This window comes from Pseudomonas fluorescens group sp. PF-1 (assembly GCF_054481335.1).
This window is the reverse complement of record NZ_JBTMNG010000001.1, coordinates 1,008,715-1,025,775: the sequence shown is the minus strand read 5'-3', so window position 1 is coordinate 1,025,775 and position 17,061 is coordinate 1,008,715. Positions and strand designations below refer to the sequence as shown.

The window sequence follows — 17,061 nt, the reverse complement described above, 5'->3', positions numbered from 1 at the left end:
GAATGGTGCTGATTGCTTATAAGGAATGATGCCAATGGATGTTTTAAAGACGGCGCCCATGCGTTTTCTACAGCTGATTGCCGGCACTTGGCTGGCCATTTTTTTCCTGACTCGAATGGTTTTGCTGCTGACTCACCTGGATGAGGCCGGTAGTGGTTTCCTTTCGGTTTTCGGTATCGGACTGCTTTACGACCTTGGCTTCATTGCCTATGCCGTGCTGCCGATGGGGTTGTATTTGCTGCTCTGCCCGCCAGCATTGTGGCGCCGCCGTGGCCATCGCTGGTTTCTTCAGGGACTGTTGACCGTCAGTCTGTTTGCAATGTTGTTTACCTCGGTGGCCGAATGGCTGTTCTGGGATGAGTTCGGCGTGCGCTTCAACTTCATTGCCGTCGACTACCTGGTGTACTCCGACGAGGTGCTTAACAACCTGCTCGAGTCCTATCCGATTGGCACATTGCTGAGCATCCTCGCCGTACTGGCCATTGCCTTGAGCTTCGCATTGCGCAAGCCCTTCAATGCTGCGCTGAACGCACCGTTGCCGCCGCTGCGCACCCGGCTGGCCAATGCGCTGGGCCTGTTGATCGTCGCCGGTCTGAGCGCACAACTGCTTAACCAGGATGCCCCGCGTGCCCAGGGTGGCAACGCCTATCAAAACGAACTGGCGAGCAATGGCCCTTATCAGTTCTTCGCAGCCTTTCGCAATAACGAACTGGATTACCAACAGTTCTACGCCACCCGCCCTCCTGCCGTTGTCGCGCAACAGATTCGCGCCGAGTTGAGCGAACCGGGCGCCCGCTTCATCGGTGAGGATCCACAAGACATTCGTCGGGTCATCGACAATCCTGGCACGCCGCGCAAGCCCAACATCATATTGGTCACCATCGAAAGCTTCAGTGCCAAGTACATGGGCAGCAACGGCGACGAGCGAAATCTGACCCCGAACCTCGATGCCTTGCGTAAACAGAGCCTGTACTTCAACAATTTCTACGCCACCGGCACCCGCACCGATCGCGGCCTGGAGGCCATTACCCTGGCGATCCCGCCAACGCCGGGACGTTCGATCGTCAAGCGTGTGGGTCGCGAAAGCGGTTTTGCCAGCCTCGGTCAGCAACTCAAAGCCGTGGGCTATGACAGCGTATTTGTCTACGGCGGACGCGGTTACTTCGACAACATGAACGCCTTTTTCGGTGGCAATGGCTACCGGATCGTGGACCAGAGCAGCGTCGATGAATCTGAGATCCACTTCAAGAACGCCTGGGGCATGGCCGACGAAGATCTCTACAGACAAACGCTCAAGCTGGCGGACGCGGATCACGCAAAGCAACAGCCGTTCCTGCTGCAATTGATGACGACGTCCAACCATCGCCCTTATACCTATCCAGACGACCGGATCGACATCAAATCCGGTAACGGGCGCGATGGCGCGGTTAAATACACCGACTACGCCATTGGCGAGTTCCTCGATCAGGCTCGCAAAAAGCCCTGGTTCGACAATACAATCTTTATCTTCGTCGCCGACCATACCGCCGGCAGCGCAGGCAAGGAGGACTTGCCGATCAGCAACTATCAGATTCCCTTGTTCATCTATGCGCCCAAGCTGATTGAAGCCCGTGAGACAGCACAGCTGGCCAGCCAGATCGACCTGGCCCCCACGCTGATGGGGCTGCTGAATCTGGATTATGTGTCGACGTTCTTTGGTCGCAACCTGCTGCAGGACAATCCTCTGCCGCCGCGCGTAGTGGTTGGCAATTATCAGCATTTGGGCCTGTTCGACGGCAAGGACCTGGCCATTCTGAGTCCCCGTCAGGGCCTGCGGCGTCACGATGAAGCATTGACCGAGAGTCGCGAGTCCAGGGCTACTGCCACCGACCCGATGATCACCCGGGCAATCACCTATTACCAAACCGCCAGTTATGGCTACAAGCACCAGCTGCTTGACTGGAAAGCGCCCATGGAGGGCACCGGTCAAGTCGGCGAACGTTAACCGAAAAGCCCCGGGCTGATGCCCCGGGGCTTTTTCAATTGCTCAGGATCCATCATGTCATCAACTGTTGTCCGCCCTGCCTCTCGCCCGCTTAATTTCTGGGTGTGCCTGGGCGTTCCCGCCATTGCGGCGATCACTCTTGTATTGCTGGAACTGACGTCCCTGGACATGGATCTCGCCAGGCTGTTCTATGACCCGACAGCCGGTGAATTCATCGGCAAGCACAGTTACTTCCTGGAAAACATCCTGCATGACCGCGCCAAGCAAGTGGTCATCGCGTTTTCGGTTTTCGCCATCCTCGGTTTCATTGGCTCGTTCTTCATGGCCAGACTCAAGCCGTTCAAACGGGAGCTGGGTTGCCTGGTGCTGTCCCTTGGTTTGGCGACCTCGTTTGTCACCCCGATGAAAGCGGTGACGGCGGTGCAATGCCCGTGGAGTCTTGAGCAGTTCGGCGGCCACGAAACCTACAGCGAATTGTTGAGCCCTCGCCCGCACACCAATAAACCGGGTCGATGCTGGCCCGGCGGTCATGCCGCGACCGGGTTCACACTGTTTGCCCTGTTCTTCGTACTGCGCGACCGTCGCCCGCGCATGGCGCGCGCCGCGTTTGTCTTCGCCTTCACCCTGGGCACGGTATTCTCCCTTGGCCGGATGATGCAGGGGGCGCACTTTTTCTCGCACAACGTATGGACGGCGATTTTCTGCTGGCTGATCTGTTTGGGGTCGTATTACTGCATTCTTTATCGGCCGGCGATGAAGGCGCAACGCGAGGCAAACACAGAGCCTGTCGGCGCCTGAAACGACGCCATCGCAGGCACGCCGCGCGCCCACACCGGATTACTCTGCACCTGTACAAGCGCGGCCAGCCCGCAGTGGTAGCGACGCGGTCTACCGAGTCGCCAACGTGAAGCCAATAAAAAACCCCGCCTGCTTTCGCAGGCGGGGTTTTTTCGTACGGGGTAAGGCTGGCTTACATCATGCCGCCCATGCCGCCCATGCCGCCCATGTCTGGCATGCCGCCGCCAGCTGGTGCGTCGTCCTTGATCTCGGCGATCATGGCTTCGGTAGTGATCATCAGGCTGGCAATCGACGAAGCCGCTTGCAGAGCCGAACGGGTCACTTTGGCCGGGTCCAGGATGCCCATTTCGATCATGTCGCCGTACTCGCCGGTCGCAGCGTTGTAACCGAAGTTACCTGAGCCTTGCTTGACCTTGTCGACCACAACGCTTGGCTCGTCACCGGAGTTGGCAACGATCTGACGCAGTGGCGCTTCTACAGCGCGACGCAGCAACTGGATGCCAACGTTCTGGTCATCGTTGTCGCCTTTCAGCTCGCTGATGGCTTGCAGGGCACGAACCAATGCCACGCCGCCGCCAGGTACCACGCCTTCTTCAACGGCTGCACGGGTAGCGTGCAGGGCGTCTTCAACGCGGGCTTTCTTCTCTTTCATTTCGACTTCGGAGCCAGCGCCAACCTTGATCACTGCTACGCCGCCGGACAGTTTGGCCAGACGCTCTTGCAGTTTTTCACGGTCGTAGTCCGAGGAAGTTTCAGCAACCTGGGCACGGATCTGGGTGATGCGGGCTTCGATGTCGCCTTGTACGCCAGCACCGTCAACAATGATGGTGTTTTCCTTGGACAGGGTGACGCGCTTGGCGTTGCCCAGGTGCTCCAGGGTAGTGCTTTCCAGGCTCAGACCGATCTCTTCGGAGATCACGGTACCGCCGGTCAGAACAGCGATGTCCTGCAGCATGGCCTTGCGGCGGTCGCCGAAGCCTGGAGCCTTGACGGCTGCGACTTTAACGATGCCACGCATGTTGTTCACAACCAGAGTCGCCAGGGCTTCGCCTTCAACGTCTTCGGCCACGATCAGCAGTGGGCGGCCGGCTTTGGCAACGGCTTCCAGCACTGGCAGCATTTCGCGGATGTTCGAGATTTTCTTGTCGACCAGCAGGATCAGCGGACCGTCGAGTTCGGCAGTCATGGTTTCCGGCTTGTTGACGAAGTACGGGGACAGGTAGCCACGGTCGAACTGCATGCCTTCTACAACCGACAGTTCGTTTTCCAGGCCCGAGCCTTCTTCAACGGTGATCACGCCTTCTTTACCGACTTTTTCCATGGCTTCGGCAATGATGTCGCCGATGGAGCTGTCGGAGTTGGCGGAGATGGTGCCGACCTGAGCGATTGCCTTGGTGTCAGCGCATGGCTTGGACAGGCCTTTCAGTTCTTTGACGATCGCGATGGTCGCTTTGTCGATACCGCGTTTCAGGTCCATCGGGTTCATGCCGGCAGCGACGGCTTTCAGGCCTTCGTTGACGATCGATTGAGCCAGAACGGTAGCGGTGGTGGTGCCGTCGCCCGCGTCATCGTTGGCACGGGAGGCAACGTCTTTGACCAGCTGCGCGCCCATGTTTTCGAAACGGTCTTTCAGTTCGATTTCTTTGGCTACGGAAACGCCATCCTTGGTGATGGTCGGAGCGCCGAAGCTCTTCTCGATGATCACGTTACGGCCTTTCGGGCCCAGGGTCGCTTTTACCGCGTCAGCCAGGACGTTGACACCGGTCAGCATTTTCTTGCGGGCGGAATCGCCGAATTTAACTTCTTTAGCAGCCATGATCGATATTCCTTAAATACTTTGTAGTAGCGGGAAAATGAGCGGGGAATCAGCCTTCGATAACAGCGAGGATCTCGTTCTCGCTCATTACCAGCAGGTCTTCGCCGTCGACTTTCACAGTGTTGCTGCCGGAGTACGGACCGAACACAACCTTGTCGCCCACTTTCACGGCCAGTGCACGCACTTCACCGTTGTCCAGTACGCGGCCGGTGCCTACAGCGAGGATTTCGCCGCTGTTGGCTTTTTCAGCAGCCGAGCCTGGCAGGACGATACCGCCAGCGGTTTTCTTTTCTTCTTCGCTGCGACGGATGACGACGCGGTCATGCAGAGGACGAAGCTTCATTGTCGATCTCTCCTAATTGTGGTTTTCATCGGCCGGTGTAGTCCCGGCGGGTTTAACAAAGTCCGGCGGTGCCGGGTGCGGTTCGTCGAGCGAACCGCGGAAGTCTGTCTGGCATGTTCGCCAGAAACCTTGCGGTGACCGTTACATAAGGGCGCATAAGATTATTACAAGAGCGGGGATCGAAAAAAATTCAACTCGATGCGCCGCAAACGAACACGGCACCCGAAGGTGCCGTGTCGAAATGGGGCGTTACTTGTTATCGCGATGCTCGAACTCGCCCTCAATCACATTGGGCTCCCGGCCCAGCGGTTCGCGAGGTGCAGGACCGCCGCGGGACTGAAGGTCATCGGCGAACGCACGTTGGCGGATCGCTTGCTCCTCGGCGCGCTGGCGCATTTGATTGGCGAGCAGACGACGGGAGACGGGCAGCAGCATGATCAGGCCCAGTACGTCGGTGACGAAGCCCGGCAGGATCAACAGACCGCCCGCCAGGGCCAACATCAGGCCTTCGAGCATGGTCTGGGCGGGCAGCTCCCCACGATTCAGGCTTTCACGGGCACGCAATGCGGTTGCCAGACCGGCGATCCGCAGCACGAACACGCCGAGCATCGAGCCGAGAATGATCAGTAGCAGGGCCGGGAAAAAACCGATTGCCCCGGCCACCTTGACGAATACGAACAACTCCAACACTGGGAGCAGTACAAAGAGCAACAAAAAAGGGCGCATCAAATGGTTCCTCAACGCAAGAATGCCTTGCCAGTAATCCCTAGATGACGTCGCCGTTTCGTGAATTCAAGCGTCAGCCACTTCATTTTTCGGCCATTGTTCTGCATGAGCCAGGAAAACCAAGGCTTCGCGAACTTGTGTCGGAGTATTACATGGCGCTTGGAACGGCAACCAGTGAAGCCCCTGGCCAATGCGCAGGTGCATGCCCTCGCTATCGATACCGACCATCTGCGCCGGTGAGGTTTTCGGTAATCCCGCCAGATCGACGTAATGGGCGATGGCCTTGGCGTGATCGGCATTCATGTGTTCGACCATGCTCACTTCGGCCCTGCCGGCAAAAGGATTGGCCAGGGTCAGTTCGTTGACCCAGTGAATGGCGCCAAAACCGCCGATATAACGATGGCGCACAGGCTTGAGCACCCAGAAATCGAAATCATGGGCCTGGTGATAGTTCTGCGATTCCGGGAAATAGCGATAGTAACGCTCAGCAGCTGCTTCGATATCTGCCTCGTCCTCGAGCTGTTGCGCCTCGGCCAGGTAAGTCAGGCGCCCCACTGCTTGCACGTCTTCGGCCCCGCGTTCTCCGACAAAGAGCGAACATTTCGGATCTTTTTGCAGGTTATGGGTGTGTTGGGCGATACGGCTGATCAGGATCAGCGGCCAGCCCTGGGCATCCAGACAGTACGGAACCACGGAGCCGAACGGAAAACCGGGCATTGCCTTGGAATGCGTGGAGAGTACCCCGCGGTATTCCTTGAGCAGCAATTCTCGGGCATGCTTGGCAGCTTCAACGCTCAATTTATGACTCCTTATATAGAATCCGTCATAAAAACGGACGGGCGCCTGGCGAAAGTACCAGATCGCCAACAGGGCAATTCTCATGTGCAGCCGGGCCACGCCAGGCGCCGATCGAGAGGCTCTCGCCAACGAAACCACTCTAGACCTGCTACCGGGGCATGCGAATGCAACTCACTGACAAAGTAATCATTATCACTGGCGGTTGCCAGGGTTTAGGCCGTTCCATGGCCGAGTATTTCGCTGGCAAGGGTGCGAGACTGGCGCTGGTCGATCTGAACCAGGAAAAGCTCGACGACGCCGTTGCGGCCTGCAAGGCCAAGGGTGTCGAGGCCCGCGCCTACCTGTGCAACGTCGCCAACGAAGAGCAAGTGACCCACATGGTGGCCCAGGTCGCCGAAGACTTCGGCGCGATCCATGGCCTGATCAATAACGCCGGAATCCTGCGTGACGGCCTGCTGCTCAAGGTCAAGGACGGTGAAATGACCAAGATGAGTCTGGCCCAATGGCAGTCGGTCATCGACGTCAACCTGACCGGCGTGTTCCTGTGCACCCGTGAAGTCGCGGCGAAAATGGTCGAGCTGAAGAACGGCGGCGCGATCATCAATATCTCGTCGATTTCCCGCGCCGGCAACGTCGGTCAGACCAACTACTCCGCCGCCAAGGCCGGCGTTGCGGCGGCGACCGTGACCTGGGCCAAGGAACTGGCGCGCTACGGCATTCGTGTGGCCGGCATTGCACCGGGTTTCATCGAGACCGAAATGACCCTGGGCATGAAACCTGAAGCACTGGAGAAAATGACCTCCGGGATTCCGCTCAAGCGCATGGGCAAACCGGAAGAGATCGCCCATTCGGCGGCGTACATCTTCGAAAATGACTATTACACCGGCCGGATTCTGGAAATGGATGGTGGGTTGCGCATTTAAGGCCACCGCAAAACAACGGTAGGAGCGAGCCTGCTCGCGATGGTGGGTCAGACACCACTGTGTCGAATGACACACCATCGCGAGCAGGCTCGCTCCTACAAAGGATCGTGCTTCAAATCATCAATCGTCGCTGACAGTGATGTTCGGCATCGCCGGGGTCGCGGCTTCCTGCAATACGATACGCGCGCCGACATGACGGGCCAGCTCCTGATAGACCAGCGCAATCGGGCTGTCCGGCTCGGCGATCACCGTTGGCTTTCCACCGTCAGCCTGTTCGCGGATGGCCATTGCCAGCGGCAGCGAGGCCAGTAGCTCCACCCCATACTGGTTGGCCAGCTTCACACCACCGCCCTCACCGAACAGATGCTCGGCATGTCCGCAGTTGGAGCAGATGTGCACGGCCATGTTTTCCACCACGCCGAGCACCGGAATGTTCACTTTGCGGAACATTTCCACGCCCTTGCGCGCGTCGAGCAAGGCCAGGTCTTGTGGCGTGGTGACGATCACCGCGCCGGCCACAGGGACTTTCTGCGCCAGGGTCAGCTGGATGTCACCGGTGCCTGGCGGCATGTCGATGACCAGGTAATCCAGATCGCCCCACGCGGTCTGTGTCACCAGTTGCAACAAGGCACCGGAAACCATCGGCCCGCGCCAGACCATCGGCGTGTTGTCATCGGTCAGGAACGCCATGGACATCACTTCGACGCCATGGGACTGGATCGGCACGAACCACTTCTGATCCTTGATCTGCGGCCGGGTGCCTTCAGCGATGCCGAACATGATGCCCTGGCTTGGGCCATAAATGTCCGCATCCAGAATGCCTACCTTGGCCCCTTCGCGAGCCAGGGCCAATGCCAGGTTGGCGGCGGTGGTGGATTTGCCCACACCGCCCTTGCCGGAGGCCACGGCCACCACATTCTTGACGTTGGCCAGGCCCGGAATCTGAGCCTGAGCCTTGTGCGCGGCAATGACGCTGGTGATCTCGACACGCGCCGTCGTCACGCCGTCCAGGCCTTCGATAGCCATCTGCAACAGTTGCGCCCAGCCACTTTTGAACAGACCGGCGGCGTAGCCCAGCTCAAGCTGGACGTTGACGCGATCGCCCGCAATATCGACGCTGCGCACGCATCCGGCGCTGACCGGGTCCTGGTTCAGATAAGGGTTGGTGTACTGGCGAAGGACGGCTTCCACCGCTGCGCGATTGACGGCGCTCATGGGCAACTCCGATAACGAGACTGGAAAATCAGGCGGGTATCCTACGCCGGACACAGATTTGTGGCGAGGCTGGAAAATTTCCTGCGGCGAGGGGCTTGCAAAACAACTCCCCTGAGCCATGGGGTGAAAAATATGCGCCGGCGCTTTATAGTGGCCGACCTCCGTTTCATCAAGTAGCCGAGCCCCATGTCCGAGCCACGCAAGATTCTCGTCACCAGCGCCCTGCCCTATGCCAATGGTTCGATCCACCTCGGCCATATGCTGGAATACATCCAGACCGATATGTGGGTGCGCTTCCAGAAGCACCGCGGCAACCAATGCATTTATGTCTGCGCCGACGACGCCCACGGTTCGGCGATCATGCTGCGCGCGGAAAAGGAAGGCATCACCCCGGAACAACTGATCGCCAACGTCCAGGCTGAACACAGCGCCGACTTTGCCGACTTCCTGGTGGACTTCGACAACTTCCACTCCACTCACGCTGAAGAAAACCGTGAGCTGTCGAGCCAGATCTACCTGAAGCTGCGCGACGCCGGCCACATCGCCACGCGCTCGATCACCCAGTATTTCGACCCGGAAAAGAAAATGTTCCTGGCCGACCGCTTCATCAAGGGCACCTGCCCGAAATGCGGCACCGAAGACCAGTACGGCGATAACTGCGAAAAATGCGGCGCGACCTACGCACCGACCGATCTGAAAGATCCGAAGTCGGCAATTTCCGGCGCCACTCCGGTGCTCAAGGATTCCCAGCACTTCTTCTTCAAGCTGCCGGACTTCCAGGAAATGCTGCAAACCTGGACCCGCAGCGGCACTCTGCAAGACGCCGTCGCCAACAAGATCGCCGAATGGCTGGACGCGGGCCTGCAACAGTGGGACATCTCCCGCGATGCGCCGTACTTCGGTTTCGAGATCCCCGACGAGCCGGGTAAATACTTCTACGTCTGGCTGGACGCGCCGATCGGCTACATGGCGAGCTTCAAGAACCTGTGCAGCCGTACGCCGGAGCTGGACTTCGACGCGTTCTGGGGCAAGGACTCCAGCGCCGAGCTGTATCACTTCATCGGCAAGGACATCGTCAACTTCCACGCCCTGTTCTGGCCCGCAATGCTTGAAGGTGCGGGCTACCGCAAGCCGACCGGCATCAATGTGCACGGTTACCTGACCGTCAACGGCCAGAAAATGTCCAAGTCCCGCGGCACCTTCATCAAGGCCCGGACCTACCTGGATCACCTGTCGCCGGAATACCTGCGTTACTACTACGCGGCCAAACTGAGCCGTGGCGTCGATGACCTCGACCTGAACCTCGAAGACTTCGTGCAGAAGGTCAACTCCGACCTGGTGGGCAAAGTCGTCAACATCGCCAGCCGTTGCGCCGGTTTCATCCACAAAGGCAACGCCGGCGTGATGGTCGACACCAACGCCGCGCCGGAACTGACCGAAGCGTTCCTGGCCGCCGCGCCAGGCATCGCCGACGCCTATGAAGCCCGTGACTTCGCGCGCGCCATGCGCGAAATCATGGGCCTGGCGGACCGCGCCAACGCCTGGATCGCTGACAAGGCACCGTGGTCGCTGAACAAACAGGAAGGCAAGCAAGACGAGGTGCAGGCTATCTGCGCCACCGGCGTCAACCTGTTCCGCCAACTGGTGATCTTCCTCAAACCGGTGTTGCCACTGCTGGCCGCCGATGCAGAGGCGTTCCTCAACGTCGCCCCGTTGACCTGGAACGACCATGCGACCTGGCTCGCCAACCATCAGCTGAACGAGTTCAAGCCGCTGATGACCCGGATCGACCCGGTCAAAGTGCAAGCCATGACCGATGCATCGAAAGAAGACCTGACGGCCAGTCAGACCGACACCGGCGCCGCCGCCACGACCGGCAACGGCGAGCTGGCCAAGGATCCGCTGTCACCGGAAATCGAGTTCGACACCTTTGCGGCGGTCGATCTGCGCGTCGCCCTGATCGTCAAGGCCGAACACGTGGAAGGGGCCGACAAGCTGTTGCGCCTGACCCTCGACATCGGTGACGAGCAACGCAACGTGTTCTCCGGCATCAAGAGCGCTTACCCGGACCCGTCCAAGCTCGATGGACGGCTGACCATGATGATCGCCAACCTCAAGCCCCGCAAAATGAAGTTCGGCATCTCCGAAGGCATGGTGATGGCGGCCGGCCCTGGTGGCGAAGAAATCTACCTGCTCAGCCCTGACAGCGGCGCCAAGCCTGGTCAGCGGATCAAGTAAGGTTACTGCGGCAAACCGATCCCACAGTCGTGCCTGGCGCGACTGTGGGATTTTCATGTCTGGCCCACCCTCCGCCCTTGCCGGATAATGCCTAAGCTTTTTAGACCGCTCCCGTTAAAAAGCCCCGTTCTAGCCGGCACGATCATGACCGAAACGCTTCTTACGCTTATCAGTGCAGCCCTGATCAACAACCTGGTGTTGCACTGGCCGCTGGGTGTCGATCCGCTGCTGGGCAGCAAGCGCCAGCAGGTCCATGCACTGGGCCTCGCGACCACGTGCCTGATGTTGATTGTCGGCACCCTTGGTCATGCGCTTTACCACGGGTTGCTGGTGCCGTTGGACATGGCATCACTGCGGCTGTTTGTGTTTCTGCCGTTGAGCGTGTTGTTGATCGCTCCGTTGCTGACGTTGCTGGAGCGGATATTCCCGACACTCTCCTTCAAGGGGCTCTGGTTGTTGCTGCTGGGCAACGCGGGCGTACTTGGCGTAGCGCTGCTCAACGCCGAGGATGACCAAGGGCTCTTTCACGCCATCGCCCTGAGCCTGGGTGCCGGGCTGGGTTTCTGGCTGGTGCTGAGCCTGTTTCAAGACCTGCGCCAACGCACACTCGATAACGATATTCCGCTGCCCTTCCGCGGCCTGCCGATCGACCTGATCAGCGCCGGACTGATCGCAGTGGCTTTTCTCGGATTCAGCGGACTGATCAAAACATGAGTCTGATTCAACGCATCGACGCCCTCTTGCCACAGACTCAATGCGGCAAGTGCGGCCATCCCGGATGCAAGCCCTACGCCGAAGGTATCGCCAGCGGCGAGCCCATCAACAAGTGCCCGCCGGGCGGCAGCGAAACCATCAATGCCCTGGCCGAACTGCTGCTCGTACCGGTGCTGGAACTGGACACCAGCCGTGGCTCGGCTCCGGCGCAGATCGCCTATATCCGCGAGGCCGAATGTATTGGTTGCACCAAATGCATCCAGGCCTGCCCGGTAGACGCCATCGTCGGCGCGGCCAAACTGATGCACACGGTCATCATCGACGAGTGCACCGGCTGCGACCTCTGCGTGGCCCCCTGCCCGGTCGACTGCATTGAAATGCATCCGTTGCCGATCTCCACAGTGCTGCCGATTGTCGGCGGCCTGGCATTCAGCCTTGAAGAGCAACGCGCCCGCACGGCCAAACGCAATCGGGCGCGGCGCCGTTTCGAGCAACGCAACGCCCGCTTGCAACGCGAAGAAGAACTGAAGGCGGTCGAACGACAGGCCCGGGCGCAACGTGCCGCCCAACCCAGCGCAGCGACGCTTGACCCGGTGCAGGCCGCCCTTGAACGCGTCCGCGCGCAAAAAGCCGCCACTGCCGATGCCGCACTGAAGAAAGCCAAGATTGATCTGGCGATGAGTCGGGCGCAATTGAACAAATCGCTCAAGGCCTTCGGCCATCCGCCGACCTTCGAGCAGCAATCGCAGTTGGTGGTCCTGCAGCAGCAGTTCGAAGCGGCCGAGCAGGCCTTGGCGCTGCTGGAAAGCACGGCTGCGCCCGCGCCCGCCGTTGCGCCAGTAAAAGATGCCGATCTGAAACGGGCCAAGATCCAGTTGGCCATGCGCCGCGCCGAACTCAAAAAGGCTCAGACCCTTCAAGCGCCCGCTGAACAGATCGAAACCCTGGAACGTGCGCTCAGCGAGGCCGAGCAAGCCTTGCATGCCGCCGAAGCGCTCAGCGGACAACCCTTGCCAGACCTGACGCGCGTGGAAAAGCGTCCGATCGACAGCCAGCTTCGGCAACTGAAGACCGAACTGGCCTATGCCCGCGCTGACGTCAGCAAACTCGAACGTCGCGCCGACACCCCCGCCGAACAGATGGAAAAGGCTCGCGCTCGCCTGCAGGAAGCCGAGCGTCAGGTGGATGCCCATGTCACCCCTTGACACGGTCGACGAGCGCCTTCAGCAGGCCATGCAGCGGGTACTCCTGGCTACGTTGCCGGGTATGTTCGCTTTATTCTGGCTGTACGGCTGGGGGGTCTTGATCAACCTGGTTCTGGCGGCGGTGAGCGCTTTGGCCGCTGAAGCGGCGGTGTTGAAGTTGCGCAAGCGGTTACTCCAGCCGACCCTGAGCGACGGCAGTGCACTGGTCAGCGCGACATTGCTGGCCCTGGCCCTGCCGCCTTACTGCCCTTGGTGGTTGACGGTCAGTGCCGCCGCGTCTGCCATGCTGTTCGGCAAGCACTTGTATGGGGGCGTGGGCAAAAATCCGTTCAATCCGGCGATGCTTGGCTTTGCCCTGGTGCTGGTGACGTTTCCGCAACAAATGACGCACTGGCCATCCTCCCACGGTATGGACCTGATGGGCGGACTCCAGCAAGTTTTCGGTTTTGGTCAGTTGCCGGATGCCTGGGTCCAGGCCACGGCGCTGGATGGCTTGAGGATCAACAAAAGCCTGACCATGGATGAATTGTTCGCCACTAACCCTGCATTTGGCCAATTCGGTGGTCGAGGTGTGGAATGGGTGAATCTGGCGTTTCTGGCGGGCGGCGCTTTTCTGCTGCAACAGCGCCTGTTCAGTTGGCACGCGCCAGTCGGCATGCTCGCCAGCCTGTTCCTTATCAGCTTGTTGTGCTGGAACGGTTCGGGCTCCGACTCCCATGGTTCGCCGCTGTTTCATCTGCTCAGCGGCGCCAGCATGCTGGGGGCATTTTTCATCGTGACGGAACCGGTGTCCGGTGCGAAAAGCCCCCGCGCACGACTGCTGTTCGGCGCGGGTGTCGGACTGCTGACCTATCTGATTCGCACCTGGGGTGGCTATCCCGACGGCGTGGCATTCGCCGTCCTGTTAATGAACCTGTGTGTACCGGCGCTGGAGCGGTTTGTCGCGTCCAGGCAGGAACGGATTTCGCCATGAGCCGAGCATCGAGCGTTGCGATCCTTGTGGTCATGGCAGGTCTTGGCATTGGCTCGACGTACTTCGTGCAACACACCAGCGCCTCCCGCATTGCCGCCCAACAGCACCTGATCGACAGTCGTAACTTGCTTGACCTGTTGCCGCCGGACAGCTACGACAATCAGCCACTGGAACAGCCGCTCGCTCTCGACGTCACAGCCTTGACCAACAGCACGCTGCTGGGTGGCTACCTGGCAAGCAAGTCCGGCCAGCCCTATGCCGTGCTGCTGCGCAGTCAGACCCTGGGTTATGCGGGTGCCATAGACTTGCTGATCGCCGTCGATGCCAATGGCCGGTTGGTGGGGGTCAAAACCCTGAAGCAATCCGAAACCCCGGGGCTTGGCGCACGGATCGCCGATTGGCCGAATGCCTGGCTTCAGATGTTTTCCGGCAAGTCTCGGACAGATCCTGGCGACAATGGCTGGGCGCTGAAAAAGGATCAGGGGCAATTCGATCAGATCGCGGGCGCGACCATCACATCAAGAGCGGTGATCAACGCCACCCATGACGCTCTGCGCTATTGCGATGAACACCGGCAAGCACTGTTCGGGAGTCCTTCCCATGAATAAATCATTCCTTGTGCAAAACTCGCTGATGCTTGCACCGTTGATCGGCGCTACCGGCTCGCTGATGACCGCTGCGGGCTTCACGCTGACGTTCATCATGGTGACCAGCGTTTTCGCCCTGTGCATGAATGCATTGCGGCCTCGACTGCTCCCGGCGACGCACTTGCTGGCAAACGTGCTGCTCGCCGCCACATTGACCAGTTGCGCGGAACTCGGCGCCCAACTCTGGTCGCTGCAATGGCATCAGGACCTGGGCATTTATGCCGGGCTGGTTGCCTTGCAATGCGTGGTGTTGGACTGCACTGGATTTTTCCAGAGAACCTGGCCGGCTCGCCTGCGGTTGTATGGCTTGTTCGGCGTATTGATGGTGGGCTTGGGGCTGCTCCGGGAACTCATTGGCCGCGGGACCTTCGGCAGCCACCTGTCATGGCTGACGAATGCCTCGCCAGCGCATTGGGAAGGCTGGATCTTAACCACCGACGGTGGCTTGCGCCTGACCACGCTGGCCCCTGGCGGATTCATTCTGCTGGGATTGCTGATTGCCCTCTGGCAAATCTGGCACCGCCCCACACCTTAAATTGAACGTCTTCGAGGAAACTCACTGCCCATGAATGCCGCAAAACGTCTGGAAATTTTCCGCAGGCTGCATGAAGACAACCCGGAACCGAAGACCGAACTGGCCTATTCCTCACCGTTTGAATTACTGATCGCTGTGATTCTCTCGGCGCAATCGACCGATGTCGGCGTCAACAAGGCCACGGCGAAACTGTTCCCGGTCGCCAATACGCCGGCGGCGATATATGCCCTGGGCGTCGACGGACTGTCGGAATACATCAAGACCATCGGCCTGTACAACAGCAAAGCAAAGAACGTGATCGAAACCTGTCGCCTGCTGGTGGAGCGCCATGCTGGCGAAGTGCCGCAGACCCGAGAGGAACTGGAAGCGCTGCCCGGTGTTGGCCGCAAGACCGCCAACGTGGTGCTCAACACAGCATTCCGCCAACTGACCATGGCTGTGGACACCCATATCTTCCGAGTCAGCAACCGCACCGGCATTGCGCCGGGCAAGAATGTGGTCGAGGTGGAGAAAAAACTGATGAAATTCGTGCCCAAGCAATACCTGCTCGATTCCCATCACTGGCTGATCCTTCACGGGCGCTATGTTTGCCTGGCTCGCAAGCCCCGCTGCGGCAGTTGTCGCATCGAAGACCTGTGCGAATACAAGCACAAGACCTCCGACGATTGAGGCACTATTGGATTTATTGATTTATCGATTGAAAAAATCTTTTTTACCCGCCGGGAGATTGTCGATATAAGGAGCCCCAAAGGCAGTCTTAGCCTGGAGTAACTAAATGAGCACTGGCAAAGAGCAATTGGACGTAGAAGACGACTTTACCCCCATTGAGGCCGATGACGCTGAACCTGTGGTTGAAGTGGCGAAAACCAACCTGAGCAAACGCCGTACCATCGACAATCTGCTGGAGGAGCGCCGACTGCAAAAGCAATTGGCCGATTACGACTTTGACTTATGACACCTAAAAGCCTCCCGAAACGGAGGCTTTTTACTTTGGCTGCTGTATGGTAAATGCCGCTCATCGCTGAGCGCCAAATACTGATGCAATCACACCAGCCCGTTGCGCTGGGCCAATTCAATCAGGTCCACCAGAGAGCGCGCATTGAGTTTCAACAGCAGGCGAGTCTTGTAAGTACTAACGGTTTTGTTGCTAAGGAACATCCCATCGGCAATCTCCTTGTTAGTCTTGCCCTTGGCCAACTGTTGCAAGACCATCATTTCCCGCCCTGACAGACGATCCACCATATCGGCTTCACTGGCGTTACCCAAACTAGCGCGTACGGTATGCAAGGCCTGATTGGGAAAGTAGCTGTAACCGGACAAAACGGCCTTTATTGCACTGAGCAACTCAGTGAGGTCCTGCTGCTTGCAGACATACCCGGCAGCCCCCGACTGCATGCAACGCATGGAAAAATGTCCAGGCGCCTGGGACGTCAATATCAACACTTTCATTGGCATCGCAGTGGATGATAGTCGGGCAATGACTTCCAACCCATCCAGTTTCGGTATTCCAATATCCAGAATGACAATGTCCGGCATATGTTCACGCGCAAGTTGCAATGCATCCACGCCATTATCTGTTTCTGCAATGACTTCGTAGCCATGACGTTCCATCAGCATACGTACCGCAAGACGAATGACGGGGTGATCATCCACGATCAGCACTTTATTCATGGGCAGTCCAATTTCGCTGTTCGAATTTTTAGAGCCCGCACAATAGCCTAGTCGTTTCACCCATGGCATGCCGCCCCCCCCGGCCACCTACACCGAGAGACATTCCCTACAAATATCGCGGATTAGTCTTACAAAAAAACCGTCTCAGCAAGGCATCGAAAACGAAACCCACGGGAAGACAATTCAATTCTCAACGGTTTTTCGTATCAATTTACGACAAAAAAGTTGAGCAAAAAATCGGAGCAACCGCAGTCTGGCTGATACAGCCCACTCAACCACGGCCAAAAAGTAACCGATATTTTCCGTACTTATATTCATACCAGAAATATCACACACCACGTATCCACTTACTCTTACAGCGAAGAAAATCTGACAAACAATCATTACAAAGACACAATTTAAAACCCACTTCCAGCCAAGCCAAATTAAATCAACACAACGCTCACACACATTAAAATGGATATACTTCCTATAC

The 17,061-nt window shown here is 58.5% G+C and carries 17 protein-coding genes; 11 read left to right on the top strand and 6 right to left on the bottom strand.

What is annotated here, in order from left to right; genetic code table 11:
* Window positions 1–34 precede the first annotated feature (34 nt).
* Both ACX3YD_RS04915 and ACX3YD_RS04910 read left to right on the top strand, forming a co-directional pair.
* Window positions 35–1,984 (top strand): LTA synthase family protein, encoded by a 1,950-nt coding sequence (locus ACX3YD_RS04915; protein ID WP_458959375.1) that lies wholly within the window; start codon window positions 35–37, stop codon window positions 1,982–1,984.
* A 54-nt stretch (window positions 1,985–2,038) separates the two neighbouring features.
* Window positions 2,039–2,782 carry a phosphatase PAP2 family protein gene (locus ACX3YD_RS04910; protein ID WP_458959374.1) on the top strand — a complete coding sequence of 248 codons (744 nt, stop codon included), beginning with the start codon at window positions 2,039–2,041 and terminating at the stop codon, window positions 2,780–2,782.
* Window positions 2,783–2,954: 172 nt separating this feature from the next.
* Here ACX3YD_RS04910 and groL read toward each other — a convergent pair whose 3' ends face one another.
* The 4 genes from groL to ACX3YD_RS04890 form a co-directional block, all read right to left on the bottom strand.
* Window positions 2,955–4,598 carry a chaperonin GroEL gene (gene groL, locus ACX3YD_RS04905; RefSeq protein WP_047532656.1) on the bottom strand — a complete coding sequence of 548 codons (1,644 nt, stop codon included), beginning with the start codon at window positions 4,596–4,598 and terminating at the stop codon, window positions 2,955–2,957.
* 49 nt (window positions 4,599–4,647) lie between these two features.
* Window positions 4,648–4,941: a co-chaperone GroES gene (locus ACX3YD_RS04900; protein WP_047532658.1), complete on the bottom strand. Its 294-nt coding sequence runs from the start codon at window positions 4,939–4,941 to the stop codon at window positions 4,648–4,650.
* Window positions 4,942–5,190: 249 nt separating this feature from the next.
* Window positions 5,191–5,667, bottom strand: a complete 477-nt coding sequence (locus ACX3YD_RS04895; RefSeq protein ID WP_103403907.1) for an FxsA family protein — start codon at window positions 5,665–5,667, stop codon at window positions 5,191–5,193.
* 66 nt (window positions 5,668–5,733) lie between these two features.
* Entirely contained in the window at window positions 5,734–6,465 is a 732-nt protein-coding gene (locus tag ACX3YD_RS04890; protein ID WP_103403906.1) for a HugZ family pyridoxamine 5'-phosphate oxidase, read from the bottom strand.
* A 164-nt stretch (window positions 6,466–6,629) separates the two neighbouring features.
* On the opposite strand from ACX3YD_RS04890, the gene ACX3YD_RS04885 reads away from it, so the two are divergent.
* Complete coding sequence (locus tag ACX3YD_RS04885; protein ID WP_458959373.1) at window positions 6,630–7,388, top strand: SDR family oxidoreductase; 759 nt, start codon at window positions 6,630–6,632, stop codon at window positions 7,386–7,388.
* A gap of 120 nt (window positions 7,389–7,508) precedes the next feature.
* On the opposite strand, the gene apbC is transcribed toward ACX3YD_RS04885, so the two are convergent.
* Complete coding sequence (apbC, locus tag ACX3YD_RS04880; protein WP_458959372.1) at window positions 7,509–8,603, bottom strand: iron-sulfur cluster carrier protein ApbC; 1,095 nt, start codon at window positions 8,601–8,603, stop codon at window positions 7,509–7,511.
* Between the two features lie 186 nt (window positions 8,604–8,789).
* Here apbC and metG point away from each other — a divergent pair, with 186 nt between their 5' ends.
* The 8 genes from metG (at window position 8,790) to ACX3YD_RS04840 (ending at window position 15,870) form a co-directional block, all read left to right on the top strand.
* Window positions 8,790–10,841, top strand: coding sequence for a methionine--tRNA ligase (gene metG / locus ACX3YD_RS04875; protein WP_103403903.1), 2,052 nt, complete (start codon window positions 8,790–8,792; stop codon window positions 10,839–10,841).
* A 144-nt stretch (window positions 10,842–10,985) separates the two neighbouring features.
* On the top strand, window positions 10,986–11,555 hold the full coding sequence (locus ACX3YD_RS04870) for an electron transport complex protein RnfA (protein WP_458959371.1): 570 nt from the start codon (window positions 10,986–10,988) through the stop codon (window positions 11,553–11,555).
* The gene (gene rsxB / locus ACX3YD_RS04865; protein WP_458959370.1) at window positions 11,552–12,760 is read left to right on the top strand and encodes an electron transport complex subunit RsxB; all 1,209 of its coding nucleotides are present in this window, start codon (window positions 11,552–11,554) and stop codon (window positions 12,758–12,760) included. The genes ACX3YD_RS04870 and rsxB overlap by 4 nt, the downstream gene beginning before the upstream one ends.
* A complete protein-coding gene (locus tag ACX3YD_RS04860) occupies window positions 12,747–13,733 on the top strand; it encodes an RnfABCDGE type electron transport complex subunit D (protein ID WP_458959369.1) in 987 nt (328 codons plus the stop codon). The genes rsxB and ACX3YD_RS04860 overlap by 14 nt, the downstream gene beginning before the upstream one ends.
* The gene (locus ACX3YD_RS04855; RefSeq protein WP_090464775.1) at window positions 13,730–14,341 is read left to right on the top strand and encodes an RnfABCDGE type electron transport complex subunit G; all 612 of its coding nucleotides are present in this window, start codon (window positions 13,730–13,732) and stop codon (window positions 14,339–14,341) included. The genes ACX3YD_RS04860 and ACX3YD_RS04855 overlap by 4 nt, the downstream gene beginning before the upstream one ends.
* The gene (locus ACX3YD_RS04850) at window positions 14,334–14,915 is read left to right on the top strand and encodes an Rnf-Nqr domain containing protein (protein WP_458959368.1); all 582 of its coding nucleotides are present in this window, start codon (window positions 14,334–14,336) and stop codon (window positions 14,913–14,915) included. Before ACX3YD_RS04855 ends, ACX3YD_RS04850 begins: the two co-directional genes overlap by 8 nt.
* A gap of 30 nt (window positions 14,916–14,945) precedes the next feature.
* Entirely contained in the window at window positions 14,946–15,584 is a 639-nt protein-coding gene (gene nth / locus ACX3YD_RS04845) for an endonuclease III (protein WP_047532679.1), read from the top strand.
* 106 nt (window positions 15,585–15,690) lie between these two features.
* Window positions 15,691–15,870: a PA3496 family putative envelope integrity protein gene (locus tag ACX3YD_RS04840; protein WP_047532681.1), complete on the top strand. Its 180-nt coding sequence runs from the start codon at window positions 15,691–15,693 to the stop codon at window positions 15,868–15,870.
* 89 nt (window positions 15,871–15,959) lie between these two features.
* Here ACX3YD_RS04840 and ACX3YD_RS04835 read toward each other — a convergent pair whose 3' ends face one another.
* Entirely contained in the window at window positions 15,960–16,586 is a 627-nt protein-coding gene (locus tag ACX3YD_RS04835; protein WP_047532683.1) for a response regulator transcription factor, read from the bottom strand.
* Window positions 16,587–17,061 lie beyond the last annotated feature (475 nt).

Bases quoted from the DNA above. Each gene is read 5' to 3' on its own strand.
- ACX3YD_RS04915 (WP_458959375.1), top strand. From the start codon at position 35: ATGGATGTTTTAAAGACGGCGCCCATGCGTTTTCTACAGCTGATTGCC.
- ACX3YD_RS04910 (WP_458959374.1), top strand. From the start codon at position 2,039: ATGTCATCAACTGTTGTCCGCCCTGCCTCTCGCCCGCTTAATTTCTGG.
- groL (WP_047532656.1), bottom strand. From the start codon at position 4,598: ATGGCTGCTAAAGAAGTTAAATTCGGCGATTCCGCCCGCAAGAAAATG.
- ACX3YD_RS04900 (WP_047532658.1), bottom strand. From the start codon at position 4,941: ATGAAGCTTCGTCCTCTGCATGACCGCGTCGTCATCCGTCGCAGCGAA.
- ACX3YD_RS04895 (WP_103403907.1), bottom strand. From the start codon at position 5,667: ATGCGCCCTTTTTTGTTGCTCTTTGTACTGCTCCCAGTGTTGGAGTTG.
- ACX3YD_RS04885 (WP_458959373.1), top strand. From the start codon at position 6,630: ATGCAACTCACTGACAAAGTAATCATTATCACTGGCGGTTGCCAGGGT.
- apbC (WP_458959372.1), bottom strand. From the start codon at position 8,603: ATGAGCGCCGTCAATCGCGCAGCGGTGGAAGCCGTCCTTCGCCAGTAC.
- metG (WP_103403903.1), top strand. From the start codon at position 8,790: ATGTCCGAGCCACGCAAGATTCTCGTCACCAGCGCCCTGCCCTATGCC.
- ACX3YD_RS04870 (WP_458959371.1), top strand. From the start codon at position 10,986: ATGACCGAAACGCTTCTTACGCTTATCAGTGCAGCCCTGATCAACAAC.
- rsxB (WP_458959370.1), top strand. From the start codon at position 11,552: ATGAGTCTGATTCAACGCATCGACGCCCTCTTGCCACAGACTCAATGC.
- ACX3YD_RS04860 (WP_458959369.1), top strand. From the start codon at position 12,747: ATGTCACCCCTTGACACGGTCGACGAGCGCCTTCAGCAGGCCATGCAG.
- ACX3YD_RS04855 (WP_090464775.1), top strand. From the start codon at position 13,730: ATGAGCCGAGCATCGAGCGTTGCGATCCTTGTGGTCATGGCAGGTCTT.
- ACX3YD_RS04850 (WP_458959368.1), top strand. From the start codon at position 14,334: ATGAATAAATCATTCCTTGTGCAAAACTCGCTGATGCTTGCACCGTTG.
- nth (WP_047532679.1), top strand. From the start codon at position 14,946: ATGAATGCCGCAAAACGTCTGGAAATTTTCCGCAGGCTGCATGAAGAC.
- ACX3YD_RS04840 (WP_047532681.1), top strand. From the start codon at position 15,691: ATGAGCACTGGCAAAGAGCAATTGGACGTAGAAGACGACTTTACCCCC.
- ACX3YD_RS04835 (WP_047532683.1), bottom strand. From the start codon at position 16,586: ATGAATAAAGTGCTGATCGTGGATGATCACCCCGTCATTCGTCTTGCG.